The sequence below is a fragment of the Borrelia hispanica CRI genome (genome assembly GCF_000500065.1).
Classification (GTDB): domain Bacteria; phylum Spirochaetota; class Spirochaetia; order Borreliales; family Borreliaceae; genus Borrelia; species Borrelia hispanica.
This window is the reverse complement of the sequence record NZ_AYOU01000152.1, coordinates 1-1,014: the sequence shown is the minus strand read 5'-3', so window position 1 is coordinate 1,014 and position 1,014 is coordinate 1. Positions and strand designations below refer to the sequence as shown.

2 protein-coding genes are annotated in these 1,014 nt (G+C 31.8%); both read left to right on the top strand.

Features of this window, described 5'->3' with window-relative positions; all coding sequences use genetic code 11:
* Positions 1–265, top strand: a 265-nt coding sequence (locus U880_RS0106295; protein WP_024655213.1) for a DUF228 domain-containing protein, incomplete at its 5' end; no start/stop codon positions are given.
* On the top strand, positions 265–1,014 hold a 750-nt coding region (locus tag U880_RS0106290), incomplete at its 3' end, for a DUF228 domain-containing protein (protein ID WP_024655212.1). The genes U880_RS0106295 and U880_RS0106290, both read left to right, overlap by 1 nt.

Below are 1,014 nucleotides of genomic sequence, written 5' to 3'. Positions count from 1 at the left end.
TATTGATGATTATACACAAATAGCAACAGTAGTACCAATAACAGAAAAATTTGAAGGATATTTAGTAGTAAAGAAAGATAGCCAATCATCAATCAATTTTGGTGACAAGCTTGCATTTAATACAAATGGGGAATTAGAAAAGGCTAGTACTTCTTCAAATAGTAAAACTAATGCAATAGCACTCTCAAAGGTATATAAACTCAATGAAAATCTTTATATTATTCATGCTAGTGTATTTGGGAATAGGGCTTTAAAGGGTAGTTAATGAGTACTTTAAGCAAAGAAGAAGCTAGCCCAGTGGTTGAAAATAAAAGTACTCAAAGTGCTAAGGTTAATCATAATACTCAATTGAACAGTCAGAAACAAATAGAATTAGGTACTCTACAAACTTTAGAAACTATAGAAGATGTAGATGGTTCTGTTCTTGAATCAGATTCAACCCCAGAAGAAAGTTCAAGAAATAAGAATAGAAAAAAAAGAAGTGTTACTATCCAAGCTTCAGATTCTAGCTATACAGATGCACTCATCAAACTTAAACAATATACCAAAGTCTTTAAAGAAGATGCTACTGTATTTGAGAGGATTACATCTGATTTTCGTGACCGTATGCAAATAGTAGATGCTGATTCTCAAGCACTTTCAAGTAGTGTTGACACGATAGAGAGATATGCATACAAAGAATATCCATACAAACGAGCAGTAAAGTTAAAAGTCGAAGAAAATTCAATGTACGTTGTGCCTTCAAATGACGAAGATATGTATGGAGTATGTATTGACGTTTGTGAGAATAGCAATACAGCACTTGTAATTCCAATAACATGTAATTTTTGTGGATACTTAGCTGCTAGTGATTCAAGTATCAAAGTATCAAATAAATTAGATTTTGATTCTAATGGAATGATTATAAAAGCAGAGAGTGGCGGGAAAAAAATGATTAATATTGTTGCACTCAGTGATGTATTTACTATTGATTTAGCAGAAGATGATTCTACTCGTAAAGGTCAATATAAGGTT